The 25,687-nt window shown below is 66.8% G+C and carries 23 protein-coding genes; 7 read left to right on the forward strand and 16 right to left on the reverse strand.

What is annotated here, in order from left to right; all coding sequences use genetic code 11:
• Positions 1–8: 8 nt before the first annotated feature.
• From argH to AC1DIQ_RS01775, 8 genes are all read right to left on the reverse strand, one after another.
• Positions 9–1,304, reverse strand: a complete 1,296-nt coding sequence (gene argH, locus AC1DIQ_RS01740) for an argininosuccinate lyase (RefSeq protein ID WP_152152728.1) — start codon at positions 1,302–1,304, stop codon at positions 9–11.
• A 75-nt stretch (positions 1,305–1,379) separates the two neighbouring features.
• The gene (argC, locus tag AC1DIQ_RS01745) at positions 1,380–2,333 is read right to left on the reverse strand and encodes an N-acetyl-gamma-glutamyl-phosphate reductase (RefSeq protein WP_478049346.1); all 954 of its coding nucleotides are present in this window, start codon (positions 2,331–2,333) and stop codon (positions 1,380–1,382) included.
• Positions 2,330–2,929, reverse strand: coding sequence for a GNAT family N-acetyltransferase (locus tag AC1DIQ_RS01750; RefSeq protein ID WP_259261505.1), 600 nt, complete (start codon positions 2,927–2,929; stop codon positions 2,330–2,332). Before AC1DIQ_RS01750 ends, argC begins: the two co-directional genes overlap by 4 nt.
• A 5-nt stretch (positions 2,930–2,934) precedes the next feature.
• Positions 2,935–4,260 carry an acetylglutamate kinase gene (locus AC1DIQ_RS01755; protein WP_183073675.1) on the reverse strand — a complete coding sequence of 442 codons (1,326 nt, stop codon included), beginning with the start codon at positions 4,258–4,260 and terminating at the stop codon, positions 2,935–2,937.
• A 73-nt stretch (positions 4,261–4,333) separates the two neighbouring features.
• The gene (locus AC1DIQ_RS01760; RefSeq protein ID WP_282263431.1) at positions 4,334–5,422 is read right to left on the reverse strand and encodes an acetylornithine deacetylase; all 1,089 of its coding nucleotides are present in this window, start codon (positions 5,420–5,422) and stop codon (positions 4,334–4,336) included.
• A gap of 148 nt (positions 5,423–5,570) precedes the next feature.
• Positions 5,571–6,764: an argininosuccinate synthase gene (locus AC1DIQ_RS01765; RefSeq protein WP_478049347.1), complete on the reverse strand. Its 1,194-nt coding sequence runs from the start codon at positions 6,762–6,764 to the stop codon at positions 5,571–5,573.
• A 91-nt stretch (positions 6,765–6,855) separates the two neighbouring features.
• Complete coding sequence (locus tag AC1DIQ_RS01770) at positions 6,856–7,866, reverse strand: N-acetylornithine carbamoyltransferase (RefSeq protein ID WP_123730719.1); 1,011 nt, start codon at positions 7,864–7,866, stop codon at positions 6,856–6,858.
• 360 nt (positions 7,867–8,226) lie between these two features.
• Positions 8,227–8,799, reverse strand: a complete 573-nt coding sequence (locus AC1DIQ_RS01775) for a hypothetical protein (protein WP_282263430.1) — start codon at positions 8,797–8,799, stop codon at positions 8,227–8,229.
• Positions 8,800–9,054: 255 nt separating this feature from the next.
• Here AC1DIQ_RS01775 and cysS point away from each other — a divergent pair, with 255 nt between their 5' ends.
• The 3 genes from cysS to AC1DIQ_RS01790 all read left to right on the forward strand — a co-directional run bounded on the left by cysS (position 9,055) and on the right by AC1DIQ_RS01790 (position 12,263).
• The gene (cysS, locus tag AC1DIQ_RS01780) at positions 9,055–10,422 is read left to right on the forward strand and encodes a cysteine--tRNA ligase (RefSeq protein ID WP_121038200.1); all 1,368 of its coding nucleotides are present in this window, start codon (positions 9,055–9,057) and stop codon (positions 10,420–10,422) included.
• A 150-nt stretch (positions 10,423–10,572) separates the two neighbouring features.
• Positions 10,573–11,013 (forward strand): SufE family protein, encoded by a 441-nt coding sequence (locus AC1DIQ_RS01785; RefSeq protein WP_478049348.1) that lies wholly within the window; start codon positions 10,573–10,575, stop codon positions 11,011–11,013.
• Positions 11,010–12,263 carry an MFS transporter gene (locus tag AC1DIQ_RS01790; RefSeq protein WP_121038206.1) on the forward strand — a complete coding sequence of 418 codons (1,254 nt, stop codon included), beginning with the start codon at positions 11,010–11,012 and terminating at the stop codon, positions 12,261–12,263. Before AC1DIQ_RS01785 ends, AC1DIQ_RS01790 begins: the two co-directional genes overlap by 4 nt.
• Before the next feature lie 898 nt (positions 12,264–13,161).
• Here AC1DIQ_RS01790 and dksA read toward each other — a convergent pair.
• Positions 13,162–14,433 (reverse strand): RNA polymerase-binding protein DksA, encoded by a 1,272-nt coding sequence (gene dksA, locus AC1DIQ_RS01795; protein ID WP_121038209.1) that lies wholly within the window; start codon positions 14,431–14,433, stop codon positions 13,162–13,164.
• A gap of 272 nt (positions 14,434–14,705) precedes the next feature.
• Here dksA and yidD point away from each other — a divergent pair, with 272 nt between their 5' ends.
• The 3 genes from yidD to AC1DIQ_RS01810 are packed head-to-tail and all read left to right on the forward strand — an operon-like array spanning position 14,706 to position 17,155.
• A complete protein-coding gene (gene yidD / locus AC1DIQ_RS01800; RefSeq protein ID WP_121038212.1) occupies positions 14,706–14,963 on the forward strand; it encodes a membrane protein insertion efficiency factor YidD in 258 nt (85 codons plus the stop codon).
• Positions 14,964–16,310 (forward strand): dihydroorotase, encoded by a 1,347-nt coding sequence (locus AC1DIQ_RS01805; RefSeq protein ID WP_121038215.1) that lies wholly within the window; start codon positions 14,964–14,966, stop codon positions 16,308–16,310.
• Positions 16,310–17,155 (forward strand): M23 family metallopeptidase, encoded by an 846-nt coding sequence (locus AC1DIQ_RS01810; RefSeq protein ID WP_183073676.1) that lies wholly within the window; start codon positions 16,310–16,312, stop codon positions 17,153–17,155. Before AC1DIQ_RS01805 ends, AC1DIQ_RS01810 begins: the two co-directional genes overlap by 1 nt.
• Before the next feature lie 31 nt (positions 17,156–17,186).
• On the opposite strand, the gene AC1DIQ_RS01815 is transcribed toward AC1DIQ_RS01810, so the two are convergent.
• The 5 genes from AC1DIQ_RS01815 to efp form a co-directional block, all read right to left on the reverse strand.
• Positions 17,187–17,894 (reverse strand): squalene/phytoene synthase family protein, encoded by a 708-nt coding sequence (locus AC1DIQ_RS01815; protein WP_478049349.1) that lies wholly within the window; start codon positions 17,892–17,894, stop codon positions 17,187–17,189.
• Between the two features lie 18 nt (positions 17,895–17,912).
• Complete coding sequence (locus tag AC1DIQ_RS01820; RefSeq protein WP_478049350.1) at positions 17,913–18,596, reverse strand: phosphoglycolate phosphatase; 684 nt, start codon at positions 18,594–18,596, stop codon at positions 17,913–17,915.
• Positions 18,589–19,320: a bifunctional 2-polyprenyl-6-hydroxyphenol methylase/3-demethylubiquinol 3-O-methyltransferase UbiG gene (gene ubiG, locus AC1DIQ_RS01825; RefSeq protein WP_121038225.1), complete on the reverse strand. Its 732-nt coding sequence runs from the start codon at positions 19,318–19,320 to the stop codon at positions 18,589–18,591. Before ubiG ends, AC1DIQ_RS01820 begins: the two co-directional genes overlap by 8 nt.
• A 16-nt stretch (positions 19,321–19,336) precedes the next feature.
• The gene (locus AC1DIQ_RS01830; RefSeq protein ID WP_152153458.1) at positions 19,337–20,680 is read right to left on the reverse strand and encodes a TRZ/ATZ family hydrolase; all 1,344 of its coding nucleotides are present in this window, start codon (positions 20,678–20,680) and stop codon (positions 19,337–19,339) included.
• A 227-nt stretch (positions 20,681–20,907) separates the two neighbouring features.
• Positions 20,908–21,477 carry an elongation factor P gene (gene efp / locus AC1DIQ_RS01835; protein WP_019182820.1) on the reverse strand — a complete coding sequence of 190 codons (570 nt, stop codon included), beginning with the start codon at positions 21,475–21,477 and terminating at the stop codon, positions 20,908–20,910.
• A gap of 126 nt (positions 21,478–21,603) precedes the next feature.
• Between efp and epmB the strand changes: the two genes are divergently transcribed.
• Entirely contained in the window at positions 21,604–22,608 is a 1,005-nt protein-coding gene (epmB, locus tag AC1DIQ_RS01840; RefSeq protein ID WP_282264091.1) for an EF-P beta-lysylation protein EpmB, read from the forward strand.
• 2 nt (positions 22,609–22,610) lie between these two features.
• On the opposite strand, the gene AC1DIQ_RS01845 is transcribed toward epmB, so the two are convergent.
• Together AC1DIQ_RS01845 and AC1DIQ_RS01850 are read right to left on the reverse strand one after the other, a co-directional pair.
• Positions 22,611–24,737, reverse strand: a complete 2,127-nt coding sequence (locus AC1DIQ_RS01845; protein WP_121038232.1) for a putative bifunctional diguanylate cyclase/phosphodiesterase — start codon at positions 24,735–24,737, stop codon at positions 22,611–22,613.
• Positions 24,734–25,657, reverse strand: coding sequence for a phosphate/phosphite/phosphonate ABC transporter substrate-binding protein (locus AC1DIQ_RS01850; RefSeq protein ID WP_428999401.1), 924 nt, complete (start codon positions 25,655–25,657; stop codon positions 24,734–24,736). Before AC1DIQ_RS01850 ends, AC1DIQ_RS01845 begins: the two co-directional genes overlap by 4 nt.
• Between the last annotated feature and the right edge of the window lie 30 nt (positions 25,658–25,687).

Raw genomic sequence — 25,687 nt, forward strand, 5'->3', positions numbered from 1 at the left:
CGTCGTGATTACACCAGTGCGGCCCAGCGGGCGCGCAGTTCATCCAGCCGCAGGTCGGCGGCCGCGCCGGGCGACACGCGCGCGGCCAGGCTGCCTTCGGGGGTCCGCCCCTGCCCGGCCGTATCCGCCGCCGCGGCGGCGGCCTTGTAGGCCTCGCGGAACGGCACACCGGCCACCGCCGCTTCCACGGCGACATCGGTGGCGTACATGCCCGAGTCGATCGCCGCACGCAGCTTGTCATCGCGCCATTCCAGGTTGGCCAGCAGCGCCGGCAGCAGTTCCAGCGCGGCCAGACCGCGGCCGAAGCCATGGAAGATCGCGCCCTTGCTGCTCTGCAGATCGCGGTGATAGCCCGACGGCAGCGACAGCAGCTGCTCGATCTCGGTGCGGGCCGCGGCCACGCTGGCGTGGGTGGCACGCATCAGTTCGATCACGTCCGGGTTGCGCTTGTTCGGCATGATCGAACTGCCGGTGGTGTACTGCGCGGGCAGCGCGACAAAGCCGAACTCGCCGCTGGTGAACAGCGACAGGTCCCATGCGATGCGGCGCAGATCCAGGGTGGCGCCGCCAAGCGCTTCCAGTGCGGCCAGCTCGAACTTGCCGCGCGAGAGCTGCGCGTAGATCGGCGAGATCTGCATCCGCGCGAAGCCGAGTGCCTCGGTGGTGTGCGCGCGGTCCAGCGGCAGGTTCACGCCATAACCGGCGGCCGTGCCGAGCGGATTGGCATCGACCAGGGTGAAGGTGTCGTGCGCGCGGATCGCGTTGTCGATGAAGGCTTCGGCCCAGCCGGCCCACCACATGCCCGCCGAGGACACCACGGCGCGCTGGATGTGGGTATAGCCCGGCACCGGCAGGTCTTTTTCGGCCTCGGCGCGATCCAGCGCGACCTTTGCGATCTCGCGGCTCAGCTCGGCCACGCGCAGCAGCTTGTCCTTCAGCCACAGCCGGGTCGCCACCAGGATCTGGTCGTTGCGGCTGCGCCCGGTGTGGATCTTGCGGCCGGCATCGCCGAGGCGCTCGGTCAGGCGCGCTTCGATCGCCGAGTGGCAATCCTCGAAGCGCTCATCCAGCACGAACGCGCCACTGCGGAAATCCTCGGCCAGCACGTCCAACTCGCGCTGCAGGCCGACGCGTTCGTCGTGGGCGAGGATGCCGATGTTCTCCAGGCCCTGCGCATGCGCCTTGCTGGCCGCCACGTCGTACAGGAAGAACGCGCGGTCCAGGATCACATCATCGCCGGCCAGGAAAGTCTGGATCTTGGCGTCTACCGCCACGCCGGGCTTCTGCCACAGAAGGTCTGCCATGTCTTGCTCCGTAGGCGGAATCGCTCCGCCGGGTTGTCAGGGCGCGTGCAGGGGGCCGCGCTGCGCCGTGGGAATTCAGTGCGGGATAGAGGCCAGTTCGTCCAGGCCCAGTGCCAGGTTGAGGTTCTGCATCGCCTGGGTGGCCGCGCCCTTGAGCAGGTTGTCCAGGGTCGCCACCACCACCACGCGCTTGCCGCCCGGGGCGACGTCGAAGCCGCCGATCTGCACGCCGTGCCGGCCCGCAATCTGGCTTACCCAGGGCGCTTCGTCGATCACGTCGACCAACGCTTCGTTGGCGTAGTACTTCTGGTAGAGCGCGATCACGTCCTCGCGCGTGACCACCGTGTTGAGCCACAGGTTCACGGTCATGGTGATGCCGCGGAAGTGCGGCGCCACATGCGGCATGAACTCCACCGGCACGCGCAGGTGCGCGGTGACTTCGCGCTCGTGCACATGGTTGGTCAGCGCATACGGCATCAGGTTGTCGCGCAGCAGTTCGGGATTGTTCTTGTCCGAGGGCGTGGTGCCCGCGCCGGAGTAGCCGGAAACACCAAAGCACTGCGGCGGGCCGGCCAGCTGCTGCAGCAGCGGGCTGATCGCCAGCTGCATCGCGGTGGCGTAGCAGCCCGGGTTGCTGATGTGCTTCTGGCCCAGGTAGTCGCCCCGGGTCAGCTCCGGCAGGCCGTAATACCAGCTCGGCTCGAAGCGGTGATCGGCCGACAGATCGACGATCACCGTGTCCGGCCTGGCCGCATCCAGCGCGGTGACGAACGGCGCGGACAGGCCATTGGGCAACGCCAGGATCACGGCATCCATGCCCTTGGCGGCGACAGCATCCGCATCCAGGTTCTCGAACTGCAGTTCACCGTGCCAATCGCTGTGGTGGTCGCTCACGCGCTGGCCGGCCAGTTCGCGCGAGGACACGAAGCCCAGCTGCAGGTGCGGGTGGGCGGCGATCAGTTTGATCAGCTCGGCGCCGGTGTGGCCGCGGGCGCCGACGATGCCGACAGTGAAGGTCTTGGTGCTCATGCGTGTGCGTCCAGGCGGTGCTGCAGGTGGCGTTTCACCCCCTGCCATTCCGCATCGATGATGGAGAAGATGACGGTATCGCGCGGGGTGCCATCCGGGTGGCGCTTGTGGTTGCGCAGCACGCCGTCCTGCTTGGCGCCCAACCGTGCGATCGCGGTGCGCGAGGTAAGGTTGAACCAGCTGGTCTCGAACACCACGCTCAGGCATTCCAGCCGCTCGAAGGCGTGGGTGAGCAGCATCAGCTTGGTCTCGGTGTTGATGCCGGTGCGCTGGGCGGCCTCGCCATACCAGGTGTAGCCGATGCTCAGGCGCGGCACCTCGGCGTCCAGATCGTAGTAGCGGGTGGTGCCGACCACTTCATCGGCCTCGTTGAGGACCGCGAACGGCAGCACCTTGCCCTCGGCCTGCGCCTGAAGCGCGGCCTGGACATAGGCGGTCATGGTCTTCGCACTCGGCACCTGGGTGTACCAGAGCTTGGACAAGGTGCCATCCCCCAGTGCACCGCGCAGGCCATCGATGTGCGCCATCTGCAGCGGCTCCAGCCGGGCGTGTGTGCCGGCCAGTGTGGGGACCTTGGTCCAATCGGCGAGATTCATGAGGTTCAGCCCTCCAGGCTGGGGGTGCGTGCGGCGCAATGCTCGACGTACGCTTTGATGCGGTCGAAGCCATCGGCGCCGAACCAGAACACTTTCCAGTGGCCCTGCTTGTAGCAGCCATCGGATTGCGCGTAATAGAAGTGATTGATCGGGTTGCCGTTGCGCGAGCGCCAGAACAGCTGTGGGGTTTCGTCCAGCATGACATTCCAGACCGCGCGGCCAAGGCCTTCGCCCTGCGCGTCATCGAGCACCGCGAACTTGTCCAGGTAGACGCCTTCGGGCTCGTCGGTAAGGATCACCGCGGTGCGGTAGTTCTCACTGACGTAGGCGCGCAGCAGCTTGGTTTTCTGGAAGTAGTCCGGCACCAGGGTACGGCCGAAGCTGGATTCGATCAGCTGCTTCAGGCGCGGCAGATCGAGCGCATCCCACGCGGTGGCGCGCAGCACCTTCTCGCCCTTGCGCACCAGCGTGCCCGAGCCCTTGTGGGTGAACAGCTCCTTGGCCAGGTCCGCCGGGCGGGTGATCGACACCGACGATTCCAGCGGCAGGCGATCGAGCAGGTCCTTGATCTGCTCGATCTTGACCCGCATGCCGCCATGGATCCACGGCTGCTGCATCAGCTGGTCGTACTCGGTGGACAGGTTGATCGAATCGATCACCTTGCCCTCTTCATCAAGCAGGCCGCCGGTGCCGGTCAGGAAGATGATCTTGTAGGGCTGCAGTTCCTGCACCAGCTCATTGGCGGCGAAATCGGCGTTGACGTTGAGGATCTGGCCGCAGCGGGTTTCGCCCAGGCTGGTGATCACCGGGATCGAGCCGGCACGCAGGCTGGCTTCGATCGGGGCCAGGTTGACCTTCTTGACCTCACCGACCAGGCCGTAGGTGTCCTGGTCCAGGTACTCGGCTTCGAACACGCCGCCGGTGATCGAGGTCGCGCGTGCGCCGTTCTGCTGCAGGGCTTCGACCAGCTGCAGATTGGAGGCCTGGAACACCCGGCGCACGATCGCCAGGCCTTCGGCCGAGGTCACGCGCAGGCCGTTGACGGTCTGCTTCTCGATGCCGGCCGCCGACAGTTCGGCATCCAGCTGCGGGCCGGCGCCATGCAGCACGATCGGGGTCAGGCCGACTTCCTGCAGGAACGACAGCGAAGAGGTCAGCGCCTCCAGGTCATCGCGCAGCACCGCGCCGCCGACTTTGACCACGGCGAAGCGTTTGGCATCCAGCTGCGAGAAACGCTTGAGGTACTGGCTGATTTCCTTCGCGCTGGCCATGCTCGAGAGCAGGCGCACGATGGTCTGACGGGTCTGGCGGTGGGGCTGGGAAGAAGGCATTTCGATATCGTCGCAGGCGGCCGGGGCCGCGATGGGAGTTCCGTCAGTGGGGGACCACGACGGCGTCATTCGATCAGGCGCCGTGCGCAATGATGCGGTGCACGGACGCGGCGTAACGCTGCAGCTGCTCCAGTGTCACGAACTCATCGGCGGTGTGGGCCTGGGCGATGTCGCCCGGGCCGTACACCAGCGTGGTGTAACCCCCGGCCGAGAACAGCGAAGCCTCGGTCCAGAAATCCACCGCGTTGCCGATCGGGATATCCAGCGCATCGGCCACGTCACGCGCGGCCAGCCGGCGGTTTTCTGCTTCGGCAATATCGCCGGCCGGGAAGCTGGGCCCACGGAAGGTCTCGGTGAACACCGCGGCCTCCGGTTCGGCGAAACCGGCAAAGGTGGCCAGCAGCGCATCGATATCCATCGACGGCAGCGGGCGGAAGCCGAAGCGCACCTCGGCGGCGGGCGCGATCATGTTGGCCTTGATGCCGCCTTCCACGCGCCCGATGTTGAAGCGCAGGCCGGTGAGCCCGCCGAAGCGCGCATGCGACAACGACTCGACATGGTCCAACGCGCGGTTGCCCCAGCGCATCGCCTGATGCAGTGCGCTGGCGGCCGCATCCTGCTTGCCCGAGGCATGCCCGGCGCGGCCCTTGAACTGCATCAGCACCGAGCTGATGCCACGGTGCGCGAGTACCGCTTCGCTCATGGTCGGCTCGGCCACCAGCACCGCTTCATACGCAATGCCACGGGCGAGGAACGCGGCGATGCAACGCGGGTCGTTGGCCTCCTCGTCGCTGGAGAACAGAAACGCGGCGTCGCCATCGCTGGCGTTCGCAGCCGCCACCAACGCCGCCGCGGCGCCCTTGATGTCGCACACGCCCAGTCCGATCACGCGGTCCTCGGCGCGCCGCATCACGTGCGGGTCGGCCGTCCAATGCGGCGAATCCGGCACGGTATCCAGGTGCACGTTGAACAGGTACTTCGGGGTGCCACGCACCGCATACAGGCTGACTGCACCGTCGCCATGGTCGATCACCTCCACATTGAACCCGGGCAGGTTCGCACGCAGGTAATCGAAGATGCCGCCGGTGGTGATCGCACGCGGCGGATTGCGCGTGTCGAAGGACACAAGCTGCTGCAGGTGATCGAGTGTCTGTTCAAGCATGAATCAACAATCCTGTGGAATTCCGCCGGGCATGGCCAGGCGCTACCGGAATGCGTCTGGTGGAGAGCCCCCTTGATGTTCAAGGGGGCGCGCCAACGGCGCGGGGTTGAGGAAGAATGCGCGGGAGACGCGCGCGCAATTCAATCGCTCAGCGATTGACTTGCGCGTAAAGCGTCGAGCTCATGCCGAACAGCTTGATGAAGCCTTCGGCTTCTTCCACGCCCCAGTCCGCCGACTGCGCATAGGTGGCGCCCTTGGCGTTGAGCAGGTGCGGCGACTTCACGGCCACGGCATCCACACGGCCACCGCGGGTCTCCAGCACCACTTCACCGTTGACCTTGGTCTGCGAGGACTTCAGGAAGGCCTCGATGTCGGTCTTGAGCGGGTCGTGGTAGAAGCCTTCGTACACCAGCTCCACCCACTTGCGTGCCACGTCCGGCTTGAAGCGGTTCTGCTGCTTGGTCAGCACCGCATCTTCCAGCGCACGGTGCGCGGCCAGCAGCGAGACCAGGCCCGGCGCTTCGAACACGATGCGGCCCTTCAGGCCGATCACGGTGTCACCGGTGTAGACGCCACGGCCGACGCCGTACGGGGCGAACAGCTTGTTGAGCCTGGCCAGGATCTGCTCACCCGGCAGCGCCTTGCCATCCAGCTCGACCGCTTCGCCTTCGACGAACGTCAGGGTCACGGTGAGCGGCTCGACCGGCCATTCGCTGCGCGGGGCGCACCAGCCGCGGGCACCCTCGCCCGGGGCTTCCCAACGGTCGATCTCGCCGCCGGACATGGTCAGGCCGAGCAGGTTCTCGTTGATGGTGTAGGCCTGCTGCTTGGCACGCACGCCGAAGCCACGCTCTTCCAGGTACTTCTGCTCATAGGCGCGGGTCTGGGTGTGTTCCTTCTGGATCTCACGGATCGGCGCGACGATCTGGTAATCGCCCAGTGCCTTCACGGCCAGATCGAAACGGACCTGGTCGTTGCCCATGCCGGTGCAGCCGTGGGCGATGATGTTGGTGCCCAGCTCGGCGGCGCGCTTGAGCGCGGCATCCACGATCAGGTAGCGATCGGAGACCAGCAGCGGGTACTGGCCCTGGTAGCCTTCGCCGGCCCACACGAACGGCTTGACGAAACCACTCCAGATCGCCGGGCCACCATCGACGGTGACGTGGCTGGTGACGCCCAGCTCGGCGGCACGCTGCTCGATGAAATCGCGCTCTTCGTCATCCACGCCGCCGGTATCGGCGAACACGGTGTGCACGTTGTAGCCGCGCTCCTGCAGGTAAGGCACGCAGAAGCTGGTGTCGAGTCCGCCGGAGAAGGCCAGGACGATGTCTTTGTTGCTCATGGGGTCAGGTCCAATAGGGGGATGCGGTAAGAATCTGGGTTGGTGCGGGTAGAGCCACGCCATGCGTGGCTGCACCATTGGAGGCGTTCGATCAGCGGCCGATCAATGCCGACATGATCGCCTTCTGCACATGCAGGCGGTTTTCGGCTTCGTCGATCGCGATGCACTGCGCCGAATCCATCACGCCGTCGGTCGCTTTCACGTTGCGACGCAGCGGCAGGCAGTGGCTGAAGACACCGTTGTTGGTGAGCGCCATCTTGGCTTCGTCGACGATGAAGTGCTTGTACTGATCGCGGATCGGCTTTTCCGGTTCCCAGTTGCCGAAGAACGGCAGCGCGCCCCAGCTCTTGGCGTACACCACGTCCGCGCCGGCGTAGGCACTGGCGATGTCATGGCTGACCTGCAGCGAACCGCCGCTCTCGGCGACGTTCTGCTCGGCCCAGCCCATGTAGCGCTCATCCAGGATGTAATCCGGGGTCGGGCACAGCAGGGTCACGTCCATGCCCATGCGGGTGGCGATGGTCAGCGCCGAGTTGGCCACCGCGGTGTTGAGCGGCTTGGGGTGATAGGTCCAGGTCAGCACATACTTCTTGCCGCGCAGGTCCTGGGTGCCGAAGTGTTCCTGCAGGGCCATCACGTGGGCCAGTTCCTGGCACGGGTGGGTGATGGTTTCCATGTTGATCACCGGCACCGGCGAGTACTTGGCGAAGCTCTTGAGCACTTCGTCCTCGCGGTCCTTGGTCCAGTCGATGAACTTCGGGAAGGCACGCACGCCGATCAGGTCCACATAGCGGCCCAGCACTTTGGCCACTTCGGCGATGTGCTCCTCGGTGTCCCCGTCCATCACCGAGCCCAGGTTGAACTCGATCGGCCAGGCGTCTTTGCCCGGCTGCAGCACGATCGCGTGGCCGCCCAGCTGGAACGCGCCCAGCTCGAAGCTGGTGCGGGTGCGCATGGAGGGATTGAAGAACACCAGGGCAATCGACTTGCCCTTGAGCTCGTCGCCCAGTTTGTTGCGCTTGAACAACGCGGCCTGGGTCAACAGGGCATCCAGGTCGGTGCGGCTCCAATCCTGGGTGTTCAGGAAGTGCTTCAGGGACATCGATCGATCCTTTGCGGCTGGTTTTCCACCGTTTCCGGCAGGGGTTGGGGGCGCCGGGGCGCGTTCAGGGCTCAACAAAACGTATACAGATGAAACTTTTCAGATCGTAGAAACGAAAAAACCCAGCGCGGGGGCTGGGTTCTCCAAACAGGCAGCACGAAGCTCCGGTTACCCAGCGAAAATGTGGGGTTCCGGTCGGCGGGCACGCGACGTCATGCCCGTAGCCATACGGGCGGCGCTGGTGTCGTGCTGGAAGTCGGTGAGTTTCATGGCCGCCCATCTTTGCATGCACCCGGGGCGGGTGCAAGGCCTGAATGGAAATTCAGGTTGAAGGCGTCGCCCGTGAGGCGACGTGAGGTGTCACGGGTTGGCGCCACCGGCCTGCTCGTTGCCCACCCACGGGGTGATGGAGACCCGGATCTTGAGGCGGTTGCCCGGGTCTTCCGGCAGGCGGGAACGGTACTTGGTGCCCTTGTAGACGTAGTCCACGTCGTAGGCGATCGGGCGGCGGAACTCACGGCCGACCGGGATGATCTTGCAATCCCGGGTCAACAGCGGCCCGGTGTTGGCCGGCGTGGCCTCGACCACCACCGTCTCGGCGTAGCCGCTCTCGTCGGTACTGCCGTCTTCCCGGCGGAAGATCGAACGCACCGAATCCATGAAGCGGCCGAAGCGGCCCTTGTCTTCCTGCGGCTCCTCGCCGGTGACGTTGACCGGCGCGAGCGTGCGGGTGGAGACCGGCTCGCAGTGCTCTTCAGTGCGGGTGGCGCGCAGGGTCTGGAAGACCGGCTCGACGTTGAGCACCTGGGCGTAGTCGAACTTGACGTTCTCCACGATCACCACCCGGTTGCGCACCTCACCCTCCTGGGCGCACGCCCCGAAGGCGGCACTTCCGAGCAGGCAGACCAGCGTCAACAACGAAGCGGATTTCATTGGCAACAAGGAAAAGGACAAGAGGGATAGTTTAGGCAGTGGCAAGCACAAGGGGCTGAACATTACCCTTCCGTGACGCTTCTGCCCATAGGCCGGCCCCACCCGCGGGGCCGGAAGCCCGCCACGACGGGACGGAACGCCTGAAGCCTTCAGCCACACCGCCGGCGGCCGGGGCGGCCTGCCTGCCCTGCCCACATCCCCCCAAAGCCCCCGACACGTTCTAAAATCGACCGCTTACCCCCGCTCCCGACCCTCATGACCCTGCGCCTGCACAACAACCTGACACGCCAGCTCGAACCGTTCACCCCGCTCGATCCGACCTGTCCGACCCTGTATGTGTGTGGCCCCACGGTCTACAACTACGTCCACATCGGCAATGCCCGTGGGCCGGTGGTGTTCGGGGTACTGGCCGACCTGCTGCGCCGCCGCTTCGGCGGCCTGCGCTATGCCCGCAACATCACCGACGTGGATGACAAGATCAACACGGCCGCGCGCGAGCAGCACGTCCCGATCAGCACCATCACCGACCGTTTCGCCGCCGCCTACCGCGAGGACATGGCCGCGCTGGGCGTGGTGCCGCCGGACATCGAGCCGGAAGCCACCGCGCATATCCCGCAGATCGTGACGATGATCGAGCAGCTGATCGCCAACGGGCATGCCTATGCGGCCGAAGGCCACGTGCTGTTCTCGGTGAGCTCCTACGCCGACTACGGCAAGCTCTCGCGCCGTGACCCTGACGAGATGCTGGCCGGTGCGCGCGTGGATGTCGCCCCGTACAAGCGCGACCCGGGCGATTTCGTGCTCTGGAAGCCCTCCAGCGACGACCTGCCCGGCTGGGAGTCGCCCTGGGGCCGTGGCCGCCCGGGCTGGCACATCGAGTGCTCGGCGATGGCCGCAGCGCACCTGGGGCCGACCATCGATATCCATGCCGGCGGCGTGGACCTGCAGTTCCCGCATCATGAGAACGAGATCGCCCAGAGCGAGTGCGCGCACGGCGGGCAGACCTTCGCCCGGTTCTGGCTGCACAACGGCATGCTCAACTTCGGCGGCGCCAAGATGAGCAAGTCGATCGGCAACATCGAGCGCGTGCACGATCTGGTCCGCCAGCATGCCCCCGAGGCGCTGCGCTATGCCCTGCTGTCGGCCCACTACCGCCAGCCGCTGGACTGGTCCGATGCGCTGATCGAGCAGTCGGTGCGCACCCTGGACCGCCTGTACGGCACCCTGCGCGATCTGGTCGGGGTGGACGCCGCTGCGGTGATTCCGGCCGAGATCGAGGCCGCGCTGGATGACGACCTCAACACCCCACAGGCACTGGCCGAGCTCGCCCGTATCGCCGGTGAGGCACGCAAGGCTGCCGACGCCGACAAGGCGCACTGGAAGTCCGCGCTGCTCGGTGCCGGCCTGGCGCTGGGCCTGCTGCAGCAGGATCCCGCGGCCTGGTTTGGCACCGCAGGCGGCAACGACGACGATGCGGCCATCCAGGCCCTGATCGATGAACGCGCCGCTGCCAAGCAGGCCCGCGACTTCGCCCGCGCCGATGCGATCCGCGACCAGTTGGCCGCCGAGGGCATCGTGCTGGAAGACACCGCCCAAGGCGTGCGCTGGTCGCGCAAGCGCTGAACGACCGCCCGGCTGACCGTCGGGCGCTACCCGACACCGCCCGATCCACTGGGCATTGCCATGACATCGCCCCGGCCACGGACGGCCGGGCTGCCTCCCCCCGCAACTGCACGGTCACCCACGGACGGCGAACACCGACCCGGAGCCCCCATGACCCCCACCTCCCCGTTCCCGCTCGAACCCACCACTGCTGAAGCCCAGGCAGCCATCGCCGAGGAATTCGCGTTCTTCGGTGACTGGTCCGAGCGCTACCAGTACCTGATCGACCTCGGCCGCAAACTGCCCACGTTCCCGGAAGAATGGAAAACCGAGGAACATCGCCTGCTCGGCTGCCAGTCCATGGTCTGGATCGTGCCGGACGGCAATGCCGAGGCGCTGCGCTTCCACGCCATCAGTGATTCGGCGATCGTCTCCGGGCTCATTTACCTGGCCCTGCGCGTCTACTCGGGCCGTTCGGCGGCCGACATCCTGGCCACCGAGCCGAACTACATCCAGGACATCGGGCTGTCGCGCCACCTGTCGCCGACCCGCAGCAACGGCGTCGCGGCGATGCTGGCCTTCATCCGCGACACCGCCCAAGCGCAGTCGTGACGCTCTCCGCCGATCCGCAGGAGCCGGACAGCGCCCTGCAGCTGCTGGCCCGCCCGGGCTTTTCGCTGGTGCTGGCGTACCGCATCTTCGCGATGCTGTCCTACCAGATCGTCGCGGTGACGGTCGGCTGGCATATCTACGAGGTCACCCGCAATCCGTTCTCGCTGGGCCTGGTCGGCCTGGCCGAGGTGCTGCCGTTCTTCTGCGTGGCGCCGTTTGCCGGCTACCTGGTCGACCACCTGCCCCGCCGCCGGCTGGGCATGGTCGCCTGCAGCGGGCTGGTGATGACCGCACTGGTGTTGACCGCGGTCGCCCAGGGCTGGCTGCCGTTCCACGGAGTGTGGCCGATCTATGCGGCGATCGCCCTGACCGGCATGGTCCGCGCGTTCCTCTCGCCGATCTACAACGCTCTGTTCGCCCGCGTGCTGGAGCGTACGCAGTACGCCCGCGGAGCCGGCCTTGGCGCGGTCGTCTTCCAGGCCGGCATGGTGCTCGGGCCGGCCCTGGGCGGTGCGCTGGTGGCGTGGGGCGGCAAGGGCGTGGCCTATGGCGTGGCGGTAGGCGTGTCGCTGATCGCGCTGGGCTGCCTGGCGGCGCTGCGCGTCTCCGAGCCGGTGCACACGGGCCCGGCGGCGCCGATCTTCAAGAGCATCGCCGAGGGCGGCCGGTTCGTGCTGGGCAACAAGATCATGGTCGGGGCGATGGCGCTGGACATGTTTTCGGTGTTGCTCGGCGGCGTGGTGGCGATGCTGCCGGCGTTCCTGCACGAGATTCTGCATCACGGCCCGGAGGGGCTGGGCGTGCTGCGTGCGGCGCCGGCGCTGGGTTCGGTGTGCGTGGGGCTGTGGCTGGCGCGTCGGCCGCTGCAGCGCAATGCGGGGCGTGTGCTGTTGTTCGCGGTGGCCGGCTTTGGCCTGTGCGTGATCGGCTTCGGGCTGTCGTCGAATTTCTGGCTGTCGGCGGCGATCCTGTTGTTCTACGGTGCGTTCGACGGTGTGTCGGTGGTGGTGCGTTCGACGATTCTGCAGTTGGCGACGCCGGAGGAGATGCGTGGTCGGGTGTCGTCGATCAATGGCATTTTCATCAGTTCGTCCAATGAGCTGGGTGCGTTCTATGCGGGCACGATGGCGAAGCTGTTGGGGCTGGTCCCGGCGGTGGTGCTGGGTGGCTTTGCGGTGTTGAGCGTGGCGGGCATTACGGCCTGGAAGAACCCGACGCTGCGGCGATTGAACCTGCGCGATCTGCATTGAGCATTTGGCCGGCTCATTGCTTGGTGCTGGCCAGCTGGTTGGCTGGCGCCGCGCGGTTGGGGTGCATGCGTTGTCGGCTCGGCGCCTTCCTGTGCCTGGGGTTGGGCGGCCGGGCAGCGCAGTGCAGGACCCGCCGTAAACCCATCCATGGGGGCTCGTAGTGCGGCATCCATGCCGCACACGGTCCTTCACTGCGCCACCCGTCCACCCATGGACAGTGGGTTGCTTGCGCGGAATCAACAGCGAAGAACAAACGACGACAGGCAAAAAGCAAATAGCCGGCTCCTCACCGCTTATCACTCACGGAGTGCGACGCCGGTTGTTCGCTGTCAGCTGTCAGCGCTTAGCTTTTGGCTTTTGGCTGTTAGCTGCTGGCTTACGACATACCGCTTACGGCTTGCGGCTTGCGGCTTGCGTCTTGCGTCTTGCGGCTTCGGTCTCGCCTCCGGGTGCCAGCGGATTGCAGATTGCGTAATTTTCGGCGCGCCCGCCTAGCCGGTAGATCCACACCACACATGAATACCGCGCGCCGCGGCACAAGCATCCAGACCAGCGTTTGGTAGTTCCTGAAGGCCCAGCCAACCCTGGCAGCTGATTCAGAGCGTGCCGAAAGCGGGAGTCCAGGCTCTTCCTGCCGCCCACCCATGAACCTGTCGGGAGTGGGTCGGGTAGCCCGGTCCGGGACCGTGTGCGGCATGGATGCCGCACTACGAGCCCCCATGGATGGGTTTACGGCGGGTCCCGGACCGGGCTGCCCGACCCACTCGAGCACCAGACAGCAAGGCGCCAACGGCCTTCGCGACCAACCCGAACCAACCCGAACCAAAAACAAACAGCCAGCCAAAAAAAACCCGGCCGAAGCCGGGTTTTTCGTAGAACAGCACAACCAACAGCGCGATCAGTCGCCCTGCTGCTTCTGCAGATGCTCCCAACGCTCCTGCGCATCGATCGTGCGCTCAGCGGTCAGGCGGGCTTCCAGACGGTCCAGGCCAATTTCTTCGCCCGTATCCACACAGAAACCGTAATCGCCATCTTCCAGACGCTTCAGCGTGCTGTTGATCTTGCCGATCAGCTTGCGATAACGATCGCGGGTACGCAGTTCCAGCGAGTTCTCGGTCTCGCGGGTGGCGCGCTCGGCCTCATCGCCGATATCACGCACTTCCTCCTGCAGATTCGCGATGGTCTGCTTGGATTCCTCCACCAGATCATTGCGCCAGTGCTGCAGGCGCTGGCGGAAATACTCCAGCTGCAGCGGGCTCATGTATTCCTCTTCCGCGCTCGGCTTGTAACCGTCGGGCAGGATCGGACGACCGGTGGCTTCGTCAGTCTTGTATTCCACCACCTTCACCTTGGTGCGAGGGGCCGGGGCGGCCGAACGCGCTGCCACGGCAACGGCGACCTTGCCGACCGGACGGGACACGGGCTTGGGGGCGGACTCGGACTTGGCGGGGGTTTTTGCAGGCGATTTCGAAACGGGCACGGGATTCTTGTTTTGCGGGGCCTTGGAGGCGGCGACAGGGGCGACCGGCGCCGGCGCGGACGCCGGAGAAGGTGCCGCCTTGGCCGGGCTCTTGGCCGGGACAGACTTGGCCGGCGCCGGCGATGCCGGCTTCGGTGCGGACTTCACTACGGGTGCTGCAACCGGCTTGGTGGCCGGCTTGGGTGCCACGGGCTTGCTGGCGGTCTTGCTGGCCTTCACCGGCGTAGCCGGTGCCTGCTTGACTGCGGTCTTCTTCGCCGGTGCCGGCTTGGCCGCCGGTTTGGCGACAGCAGGCGTCACGGTCTTCTTGGCTGCCGTCTTGCTGGCAGCGGCTTTCTTGACGGGCGCCTTGCTCACCGGCTTGCCTGCCGCGCGCTTGGCGGGCGTGGCAACCGGCTTGGCGACCGTCGACTTCTTGGCAACGACCTTCTTGGCGACGGTCTTCTTGGCCACCACCGTCTTGGCAGCAGGCTTCTTGGCGACAGCCTTCTTGACGGTCCTGGCCGGCGACGTGCTGGCCGCCTTTTTAACGGGTGCCGTCCTGGCCGCCGGTTGTTTGGATGCAGGCTTGCCAGCCGGCTTGGCGGCCGGCTTCCTGGCAACGGACTTGGCCGCCAACTTCTTTACAACAGGCTTGGCGGTTTTCTTGGCGGCCTTGACGGCCTTCTTTGCAGTTTTTTTAGCAGCCACGAAACGCTCTTCCTTGGATTCCCCGGGGCCCGGGAAAGCGGGCCTTTATAGCCTACCCGACCAGCAGCAGCAACCACACCGCCTACTCCGTTCAGCCCCGGAGTCGCAAGGCGTGCGACCGGTCCACCTGGCAGGCGGGCCAACGTGCGCAGTTCGGTACCTGACCCGGCGACACCGCCGGGGTGGCCCGTCGCGCGCGTGGGTGCGGACGGGTCCAACGCCCCATCCTGCGACAAATGCGCCCTTCATGCCAACTGGAATAAGATTGGGGGGTGATCTCACGCCTGCTCATCGCCCTGCTGCGCTTCTACAAGCGCTTCATCAGCCCGTTGCTGGGGCCGCGTTGCCGCTTCATGCCCAGCTGTTCTGAATACGCCATGCAAGCCATCGCCACCCATGGCCCCGCGCGCGGCAGCTGGCTGGCCGCGCGCCGGCTGGGCCGCTGCCATCCCTTCCATCCCGGTGGCATCGACGAGGTGCCCCCGCGCGCCGCGCATGACGCCACCTGCCGCTGCACAGGAAAACACTGAATGTCCTCCACGCTCATCGTCAACGCCCGCTTGGTCAACGAAGGCACCATCACCCAGGGCGACCTGCGCATCGAAGATGGCCGCATCGCGCAGATCGGCCCCGGTTTGGATGCCCGCCCCGGCGAAACCGTCGTCGACGCCGCCGGCCGCTGGCTGCTGCCGGGCATGATCGACGACCAGGTCCATTTCCGTGAGCCCGGCCTGACCCACAAGGGCGACATCGCGACCGAATCGGCCGCGGCCGTCGCCGGGGGCCTGACCAGCTTCATGGACATGCCCAACACCAATCCACCCACGCTCAACGCCGAGATCCTGCAGGCCAAATACGATGCCGCCGCCGGCCGCGCACGCGCCAACTACGGCTTCTACATGGGCGCCAGCAACGACAACCTGGCCCACATCCAGTCGCTGGATCCCAAGACCGCGCCGGGCATCAAGGTGTTCATGGGCGCCTCCACCGGCAACATGCTGGTCGACAACCCGGAAACGCTCGATGCGATCTTCCGCGATGCGCCCACGCCGATCATCACGCACTGCGAAGACACGCCGATGATCGATGCCAAGGCCAAGGAGTACGCCGAGAAGTATGGCGATGCCCTGAGTGCCGAGCAGCACCCGGACATCCGCTCGCGCGAGGCCTGCCTGAAGTCCTCCGAGCTGGCCGTGTCGCTGGCCAGGAAGCACGGCACCCGCCTGCACGTGCTGCACATCTCCACCGCTGATGAGCTGGCCCTGTTCGAACGCGGCCCGCTGATCCGCGCCGATGGCAGCCGCAAGCAGATCACCGCCGAAACGTGCATCCACTTCCTGCGTTTCGACCGCAGCGATTACGCGCGGCTGGGCAACCTGATCAAGTGCAACCCGGCGATCAAGGAAGCCAGCGACCGCGAAGCGCTGACCCGCGCCGTGGCCGATGACGTGATCGACGTGCTCGCCACCGATCATGCGCCGCACACCTGGGAAGAAAAGCAGAAGCCCTATGCACAGGCGCCGTCCGGCCTGCCGCTGGTGCAGTACGCGCTGGTCGCCGCGCTGGAACTGGTACACGAAGGCAAACTGGAGATCACCCAGGTCGTGCAGAAGTTCGCGCACGCGCCGGCGCAGTTGTTCGATGTCAGCCAGCGTGGCTACCTGCGCGAAGGCTACTTCGCCGATCTGGTGCTGGTCGAAGACGTGCCGTTCACCGTCAAGCGCGAAGACGTGCTGTCCAAGTGCGGCTGGTCGCCGTTTGAAGGCACCACCTTCCGTTCGCGCATCGCCTCGACCTGGGTCAACGGGCAGTTGGCGTGGGATGGCGAGAAGCTGGTGGGCTCGCCGAACGGCCAGCGCATGAGCTTCGACCGCTGATGCGGGCACGGGTGTTGCGCGCGGCCCTGGCGGCCGCAGGCGTCGCGGCGATGGGCAGTCTGCTGCCCTCGCCCGCCGTGGCCCAGGCAGATGCGCGCGTGGTGTTTCCGGCCAGCGCCTCGCAGGGCGCGATGGTGATCGGCAAAGTGCCGGCCGGCAGCGTCGTGCAGTACGGCGGCCGCACCCTGCGCGTGAGCGGGTACGGCAGCGTGGTGTTCGGCATCGGCCGCGATGAGAAAGGTCCACTGCAGGTGCAGGTGACGCGCCCGGACGGCGGCAGCGAAACGGCCAGCATCGCGGTCACCCCGCGTGACTGGCCGACCGAGCGCGTCAACGGCGTGCCGCCCAAGACGGTCAATCCGCCGCCGGCGATTGCCGAACGAATCAAGCGTGAGCAGGCGCAGGTCACCGCCGCGCGTGCCCGCGATGACAATCGCGCCGACTTCGCACAGGCCTTCATCTGGCCGGTGCAGGGCCGCATCAGCGGCCGCTTCGGCAATGCGCGCGTCTATAACGGCCAACCCGGTTCGGGCCACTCCGGCATGGACATCGCGGTGCCGACCGGCACCCCGGTGAAGGCACCGGCCGCCGGCGTGGTCACCTTCGCCGGCCCGGACCTCTACCTGACAGGCGGCACGCTGCTGCTGGATCACGGCTTCGGGATCAGTTCGAACTTCCTGCATCTGTCGCGCATCGACGTGAAGGTCGGCGACCGCGTCGAGCAGGGCCAGGTGATCGCCGCTGTCGGTGCGACCGGTCGCGCGACCGGCCCGCACCTGCATTGGGGCATGAACTGGTTCGATACCCGCATTGACCCGCTGCTGGTGCTGGAACGCGGCAAGTAACGGAGGGCCGGCCGCTGGCCGGCACCCACGCTCAGCCTCGCGCAGCCCACCAGGTCCGCCACAGCGTACGCATCGGCGTGGCCTGGTACTGACGGTCCTGCGCCCAGGTCTGCTGGCGGGCACGGGCCAACGCGGCGTACAGCCGGCGGGGCCGCGGGCCGGCAACCCGCGCCGGCCACTTCGCCAGCAACTGCTGCGCCCACCTGCGCGGTGCGGCGGTGTCATCCTCGGCCAGCAGCGAACGCGGAATGGCGGCAACGCCACACTCGTGCAGCCGCTGGGCCAGGGTCTGCACCAGCACCGGGGTGGCGACATCGCCACGCGCCGGGGTATCGAACATCACCGCCTCGACCGCGGCCACCGCGGCCGCATAGGCCTGCAGCGCGCGCAGCGCCTGCGCCGGATCGACCGGCACCGCACGCGCGTCGATCAGATCCGGCAGGGTCTCGGCCAGCTGCGCCCACGGCGCGCGCACCGGCTCGAGCACACGGCCCAGCGGATGGCGCGAGCGCTGTGCGGACCAGCTGCGCAGCTCTTCACCCCACCACGCCAGTTTGGCGTCGGACGGCATCGGGTCGCCGGCGGTATTGAGGATGTCGTCGAACTCCTGCAGCAGCGAGAACCACGCCACCACCAGGGTGCGCTGGTGCTCGGGCACGAAGCGTTCGGCCACCTGCCACTCGGGCCAGCGGGTCCGCCACTTGTCCAGGAAACTGTCCAGGGCGCTGGGAGTACTCACGGTGTATTCCTTGAAAGGCTAGAGCGTGCGCGGAAGCGGCCACGCCTTGGCATGTTGCAGGTGTTCGGGACGTGCGATCAGCGTGTCGGCGCCCCAGGCCATGGGGTCGTCGGCATCGAGCCGATAGCCCCACAGCGCGGCGACCGAGGCCATGCCGGCGGCGTTGGCGGCGACGATGTCGCGCTCGTCATCGCCCACGTAGATACACGTGCCCGGGGCGATGCCCATGCGCTCGGCGGCAGCCAGCAGCGGATGCGGATGCGGCTTGCGCTGGGCCAGGGTATCGCCGCCGATCAGCACCTTGCAGCGCTGTTCCCAGCCCAGCTGCGGCACGATCAGCCGGGCCAGGTATTCGGGCTTGTTGGTGACGATGCCCCACGCGCAGCCGGCCACATCGAGCGCGTCGAGCATGCCGGCGATGCCATCAAACAGCACGGCATGCTGGCCGATCAGGCCTTCGTAGCGCGCCAGGAACTCCGGCACCAGCGCATCACGCTCGGCCTGCCCCAGCTCGGGAAAGGCCACCGAGACCATCGCACGCGAGCCCTTGGAGACCACCGGGCGCAGCGCGTCCAAGGTGATTGGCGCACGCTCGCGTTCGGCCAGCATCGCATTGGCGGTGGCCAGCATGTCCGGTGCGCTGTCCAGCAGTGTGCCGTCCAGATCGAACAGCACCGCCGGCGGGAAACCGGACTCAGACACGTGCCGCGTCGTCCGGCTTGACCGCGTGGGCCAGGTAATTGATGTCGGTGCGCGTGCTCAGGCGGGCACGGTTGCGCCACGGCTCATACGCCATGCCGCTGACATCGCGCAGGTTGAAATCGGCCTCGCGCAGCCACTTGCCCAGCTCGGCCGGCTTGATGAAATCCTGGTAGTGATGCGTGCCCTTCGGCAGCAGCCGCGCCACGTACTCGGCACCGACGATCGCCACGGCGAACGCGGCCGGGGTGCGGTTCACGGTGGACAGGAACAGCTGGCCGCCCGGCTTGAGCAGGCGATGGCAGGCGGCGATGATCGCGCCCGGGTCCGGCACATGCTCGAGCATTTCCATGCAGGTGACCACATCGAAGCTGCCCGGCTGTTCGGCGGCCAGGTCTTCAGCGGCCTGCACGCGGTAGTCGACCGTGACGCCCGACTCCAGCCCGTGCAGGCGGGCGACCTTGACCAGTTCCGGGGCCAGATCGATCGCGGTGACGTCCGCGCCTTCCTTGGCCAGCGCCTCGCTGAGCAGCCCGCCACCGCAGCCGATATCGAGCACGCGGGCACCGCGCAGGGTGACGCGCTGGGCGACGTACTGCAGGCGCACCGGGTTCAACGCGTGCAGCGGCTTCTGCGGGCCATCGACGTCCCACCAGCGGTTGGCGAGCGCGGCGAACTTGTCCAGTTCGGCCTGATCGAAATTGGTGGAAGCATGGGGGGTGTTCATGGGGATCCTTGATGCATCAAGCACGGATGTGTCGGATACGCTCGCGCCACTGGCGGGCGTTGGCGACGATCGCGGCGGTGTCCATCCCGACCAGTTCGCGCTGGACCAGCTTGGGCTGGCCGGCGATCCAGACATCGCTGACCTGGTGGCGGCCGGCCGCGTAGACAAGCTGAGAGAGCACATGGTGCAGCGGTTGGGTTTCCAGCGCGGAGAGATCCACGCAGACCAGATCGGCCTGCTTGCCGACCTCGATCGAGCCGATGCGGTCGCCGAAGCCCAGCGCGCGTGCGCCGCCCAGGGTGGCCGCACGCAGCGTGGTGGCCGCGTCCAGCGCGGTGGCGTCATTGGCCACGGCCTTGGCCAGGATCGCCGCGGTGCGGTTCTCGCTGAACATGTCCAGGTCATTGTTGCTGGCGCAGCCATCGGTGCCGATCGCCAGGTTCACACCGGCGCGCTGCAGCGCGCACGCCGGGCAGAACCCGGAGGCCAGCTTGAGGTTGGATTCGGGGCAATGCACCACGCTGACGCCGCGCTCGGCGCAGAGGTGGATCTCGGCCTCGGTCAACTGGGTCATGTGCACCGCGATCAGGCGGTCGTTGACCAGGCCGAGCCGATCCAGACGCGCCAGCGGACGCTGGCCGTGCAGCTTGAGCGAGTCGCTGATTTCCTGCGCGGTTTCATGCGTGTGCAGGTGCACCTGCATGTCCAGCTGGTCGGACAGCATGCGCACGCGTTCGAAGTTCGCGTCGTTGACGGTGTACGGCGCGTGCGGGGCGAACGAGGTGCCGATCAGCGGATCGTTGCGCCACTGGTCGTGCAGGTCGCCGGCCTTGGCGAAGTACTCGTCGTCGGTCTTGGCCCAGGCGGTCGGGAAATCGATGATCACCGCACCGACCAGCGCACGGAACCCGTGCTGCTTGTAGACGGCGGCCTGGACGTCGGAGAAGAAGTAGTTTTCGTTGGCGCAGGTGGTACCGCCGCGCAGCATCTCGGCGATCGCCAGGGTGGTGCCGTCGGCCACGAACTCCGGCCCGATCACCGCCGCTTCCACCGGCCAGATGTGCTGCTGCAGCCAGACCATCAGCGGCAGGTCGTCGGCGACGCCCCGCAGCAGGGTCATGGGATTGTGGGTGTGCGCGTTGACCAGACCCGGCATCAACGCCGCGTCCGGGCGGGACACGGTCTGCTTGGGCGCAAAGCGCTCGCGCGCTTGGGCACGCGGCAGGATCGCGATGATCTCACTGCCACGCACGGCCACGGCATGGTCTTCCAGCACCACCGCATGCGGCTCGATCGGGACCACGTAACCGGCTTCGATCAACAGGTCACAGGCTTCGGGAATGCGGGCGGTGTCGGTCATGCGGGCTCACTTTGCTGGAGAAACAGGTCAGCCTACGGCAGGGCCTACCTCGAACCTTCAGAAGACCGGTCCCATGCTGGACGGCTACCGCGATGCTTCTGGAGGACTGGCCCCTGAATCAGGGACGGCCGCGAAGCGGCGGGGTGTGGATGCGGGTGAGTTGGGGCCCACGATCCGCGGCGCGGATCGTGGGAGCGCCAGCGCGGATGCGCTGCCGCATACCCGGATTACTTGCCTGCGCGTGCGGAGTATTCGCCCGAGCGGGTGTCGACCTTGATGATTTCATCCTGGTTGACGAACAGCGGCACGCGGACCACCGCGCCGGTTTCCAGGGTGGCCGGCTTGCCGCCGCCGCCCGAGGTGTCGCCACGGACGCCCGGATCGGTTTCGGTGATCTTCAGTTCCACGAAGTTCGGCGGCTGCACGAAGATCGGCTCGCCGTTCCACAGGGTGACGATGCAGGACTCTTCGCCCTTCAGCCACTTCTCGGCGCCGCCCATGCCGGCCTTGGTGGCCTGCACCTGCTCGAAGGATTCCGGGTCCATGAAGTGCCAGAACTCGCCGTCGCTGTACATGAAGTCCATGTTGGTATCGACAACATCGGCCTTCTCCACGTCGTCGGTGGCCTTCATGGTCATTTCGACCACACGGCCCGACTTGATGAAGCGGTACTTCATGCGGGTGAAGGCCTGGCCCTTGCCCGGCTTGACGTATTCGGTCTCGGTGATGACCGCTGGTTCATTGTTGACCAGGATCTTCATCCCGTTCTTGACGTCGTTCATGCCAACAGTGGCCATGCTGAAACTCCTGAATGGGCAAACGCCGCGCAGGCGCGGCGAGCCGGATAGAATGGGAAATCCCACCGACACCGGTGGGGTGACTCGATATTTCTGACCCACATGATAACCGCAGGCCCCCATTCCATGCAGCTTTCCGCCATGCCCCTGGCCGCCCCCGTCCGCTGGCAGCAACGGTGGCGCGAGGCGATCCGCGACCCGCGCGAGCTGCTGCGGCAGCTGGGGCTGGATCCGGTGGCGCTGGGGGTCTCTGACGAGGCGGCCGGCCAGTTCGCGGTGCGCGTGCCGCAGGGCTTCGCGGCCCGGATGCGCCATGGCGACCGGCATGACCCCCTGCTCCGGCAGGTCCTGCCGATCACCGACGAATTGAAGGTCGTGCCCGGCTTCAGCCTGGATGCGGTGGGCGACGGCGCGGCCAAGAAGGCCACCGGGGTCATCCAGAAATACCGCGGCCGTGCCCTGCTGGTCACCACCGGCAGCTGCGCGATCAACTGCCGCTACTGCTTCCGCCGCCATTTCGACTACGGCGCCGAGAACGCGGCCCGCGAGGGCTGGCGCGATGCGGTCGACGCGATCGCGCAGGACCCGGACATCGACGAGGTGATCCTGTCCGGCGGCGACCCGCTGTCGCTGGCGACCCACAAGCTGGTGGAGCTGACCCAGGCCCTGAAGCAGATTCCGCACCTGCGCCGCCTGCGCATCCACAGCCGCCTGCCAGTGGTGCTGCCCGAACGCGTGGACGACGAGCTGGTGCAGTGGATCGCCTCGCTGCCGTGGCCGGTGGCGTTCGTGATCCATGCCAACCACGCCAATGAGTTCGACGCATCGGTGGACGCCGCGATGGCGCGCCTGCGCGCGGCCGGCGCCACCCTGCTCAACCAGGCGGTACTGCTGCGCGGGGTCAACGATTCGATCCAGGCGCTGCAGGCGTTGAGCGAGCGCAGTTTCGCGGCGGGCGTGCTGCCCTATTACCTGTACCAGGTGGACCGGGTCGAAGGCGTGGCCCATTTCGAAGTGGCCGACGACACCGCCAAGGACCTGCATGCACAGCTGACCGCACGCCTGTCCGGCTACCTGGTCCCCAAGCTGGTCCGCGAGATCTCCGGCGACAGCAGCAAGCGGCCGGTCTAGCGTCAGCTGCCCGATTCGAGCAGCTGCACCACCTCGGTCGCGCTGACCGGGTGGCTCAGCCAGTAGCCCTGGGCCAGGTCGCAGCCGCGCTGGGCCAGCAGATCGAACTGCACTTCCTGCTCGATACCTTCGGCCACCACGGTGATCCCCAGCGCATGGGCCATGGCGATGATCGCCGTGGTCAACGCCAGATCGTCCGGGTCACGCTGCATGTCGGCCACGAAGCTCTTGTCGATCTTGACCCCGTCCACCGGCACCTGGCGCAGATGACTCAGGCCGGAGAAGCCGGTTCCGAAATCGTCCAGCCAGACCTTGACGCCGGTCCGGTGCAGCTTGTCCAGCAGCGCGGCAGCCAGCATTTCATCGCCGATCACGGCGGTTTCGGTCAGTTCCAGGTGCAGGCGCGACGCCGGCAGCCCGGTGTCGCGCAGGCACTCGGCGACCAGAGTCGGCAGCTCGCCGCCCCGCAGCTGGCGCGGTGACACGTTGACCGAGACGAACAGCCCTTCACCATCGGCGCCGGGTGGCCACTGCACCGCCTCGGTGCAGGCCGCGCGCAGCACCTTGGGGCCGATCACCTCGATCAGGCCGCTCTGCTCGGCCACTTCGATGAACACCGAGGGCGGAATCGTGCCCAGGGTGGGGTGCTGCCAGCGCAGCAGTACCTCCACGCCGACCATGCGGCGGTCGCGGGTCCGGTAGATCGGCTGATAGGCCAGCCGCAGCTCGCCGCGCTCCCAGGCACCGCGCAGCTCCTGCTCCATGTGCACGCGGCGCTCGACCGCGTGATCCATGGCCCGGCTGTAGTAGCGGTAGCAGTTCTTGCCGGCCATCTTGGCCTGGTACATCGCGATGTCGCCGTTCTTGAGCAGCGTGGTGGCATCGGCGGCATCGTCCGGGAACAGGGTCACGCCGATCGAGGTGCCCAGGAACAGCTCGCGGCCCTGCACCACCAGCGGCTTGCCCAGTTCACGCACGAGTATCTCGGCCAGCTCACGGGCCCCGGCGGGAACATCGCCGTCACCGATCAGGATCACGAACTCATCGCCACCGAAGCGCGCCAGCAGCGCCTCATCGCCGCCGGCCTGGGCCACCGCCGCGCTGATCCGCTGTGCGAACTGCAGCAAGGCCTCGTCACCGGCCTCGTGGCCCAGCGTGTCGTTGACGCGCTTGAAATCGTCCATGTCAGCGAACAACAGCCCCAGCCGATGCCCGGAGGCCCGCGCCGCCATCAAGCGGTGATCCAGTGCCTCGCGGAAAGCCAGCCGGTTGGTCAGCCCGGTCAGGGCATCGGTATAGGCCATGTGCCGCACCTCACGGTCGTGCCGGGCAATCGCCTGGCTCATGCGACCGAACGCGCGCATCAGCTCACCGACCTCATCCTGGCGCCGGATCTCCGGCATCTGCAGGGTGTAATCGCCGGCCTCGATCTGGCGGGCGGCACCGGCCAGCCAGCGGATCGGCGTGACCAGGGTGCGCTGCACGTAGATGATCACCACCGCGCCGATTCCAACCAGCAGGCCGAGCATCAGCAGCAGCCAGCCCAGGTGCCGCTTGCCGACCTGCTGCAGGCGATCGCCCAGGGTCTGGTTGGCCTGCTGCTCCATGGCCTGCACATCGTCCAGCGCCATCCCCACGCGCACGCCGCCGATCCGCTGGTTGCCGATCATGATCGGCATCGCGTTGTCGAGCACCTTGGGCGACTGCTGAACCACCAGCGCGCGCGCGCCGGCCGCGCCCGCCGCGAGCGGATCGGTCATCGGCTGGCCAAACTCGAGCACGTCCACCGTGCCGTCGTGGATCAGCCTGCCGTTGTCATCGAATACCAGCACATAGCGCACCACCTGCTGCCGCGAGGTATTGCGTACCAGCGCGCCGACCTGCTCCAGGTCGTTGTAATAGAGCGGATTGGCCAGCGCATCGGACAGCTCCCGCGCCAGCGCTTCGCCACGGCTGCGCACACTGCGGTCGAACAGGTCATGGATGACCGTCCCGCTGAGGTGCTGCACCTCATCCTGCATCGTCGCCTGGCGCCCCAGCACCACGGCCACGATCGCCACCACGACCAGCATCGCGCCGCCCATCGCCAGCACGAAGCGGGCCTGCATTCCCGAACCCAAGCGACTCATTCCACTTCCATCCGCACGCGCGTCAAGCCTTGTTTCAATTCATCCAGCCGGTGCTGCATCTGCGCATCCACCCGGTGGAACCCGGACGTACCAAAAAATGTTTTCAATGCCGGCTGCGCCTGCGGATCCGATGCGGCATCCAGCAGCACCTGCTGCAACCGGTCGCGCACCTTCGGATCCAGGTCGTCACGCACCATTTCGACCGCACGCGGATACGGTTCGGTGCGATGGATGATGCGGAAATCGCGCAGGAAATTGGCCGGAATGCGCTTGGCATCGGACCAGTCCACGCTGCTCACCGCACCGGCATCGACCAGCCCCTTATGGACGAACGTGGCGATGTTCGATTCCGACCGGGCGAACACGTAACCCACCGTATCCGGCGCGGCGACATCGCCGATCGAGGCCAGGATTTCCGGCGTCTCGCCATGCTGCAGCAGGGTCATCACCGGCACCAGATACGCGCTGGTGGAGGCCACGTTCTGCAACGCCAGGGTGTGCCCACGCAGGTCTCCCAGCGTCTGGATGGGGCTGTCGCGGCGCACGAAAAACACGGTGTAGTAGTCGCGAACGCCGCTGCGCTCGGTCAGCAGCAGCGGCCTGGCGCCGCTGCGCAACCCCAGCGCGACGGCGGTACCGGAGGTCTCGGTCACCCAATCGACACGGCCGCGGCGCAGGTAACTGCCCATCTGCTGGGTATCGCGCGCCATCAGGATGCGGCCTTCGGTGATACCAACATCGTGCATGCGCGGAATCACGTAATCGAGCAGGGGCTGCAGTTGCGCATAGTGTGACCTGGGGTCGTCGCTGATCCGGCCCAGCACCAGCACTTGAGCGGGCCCGGCCCACACCGGGCCGGTCATCGCGACGATGGCCAGACACAGCACTACGCTCTGCAGCAGCCTTCGCAGTCCCGACAAGCCCATCACTCCCCCCAAGGAATCGAGACA

The sequence above is a fragment of the Stenotrophomonas sp. 05L413 genome (assembly GCF_056397945.1).